The following is a 724-nucleotide window of genomic DNA, read 5'->3' on the forward strand; positions in this document are numbered from 1 at the left end:
TCCGACGGAATTTCTCGTGTTCCGCCGTACTCAGGATCCCAGCTAGGCAAGGTTCGATGTCGCATACGGGGCTGTCACCCTGTCTCGCACAGCTTTCCAGCTGCTTCTGCTATCGTCTCTTGTCCATATCGCCGGTCCTACAACCCCAGAATGCAAGCATTCTGGTTTGGCCTCTTCCCGTTTCGCTCGCCGCTACTCGGGGAATCGCGTTTGCTTTCTCTTCCTGCAGGTACTTAGATGTTTCAGTTCCCCACGTCTACCTTGTCTATAGCTATGTATTCACTATAGGCATATCACTTGATGAAAAGTGATGGGTTCCCCCATTCGGAAATCTCTGGATCAATGCTTACTTACAGCTCCCCAGAGCATATCGGTGTTCGTCCCGTCCTTCATCGGCTCCTAGTGCCAAGGCATCCACCGTGCGCCCTTATTCACTTAACCTGGTGGTTAAGGGTAATTCATAGCGATGAGAGTTTTGTTAACGAACAAAACTGTTCTCAATAAATCTATTTCTCGGTGTTGTTTCTTAACATGTTTGTGTTGTGTTTAATCAACTATCTAGTTTTCAAAGAACAAAGTCCTGAAGGAAAAAAATCCCTCAAAACTGAACAAAGTAAAAACCTGTGCAAGGTTCCGTGTGCCCTGATGGCACTATCCTTAGAAAGGAGGTGATCCAGCCGCACCTTCCGATACGGCTACCTTGTTACGACTTCACCCCAATCAT

The 724-nt window shown here is 47.4% G+C and carries 2 rRNA genes; both read right to left on the reverse strand.

The features are described 5' to 3' along the window. Positions 1-441 (reverse strand): 23S ribosomal RNA (locus ACYQ2O_RS12550); the annotation flags it as partial. 220 nt (positions 442-661) lie between these two features. After that, a 16S ribosomal RNA gene (locus ACYQ2O_RS12555) occupies positions 662-724 on the reverse strand; the annotation flags it as partial.

Source organism: Alkalibacterium sp. m-11, from assembly GCF_054658155.1.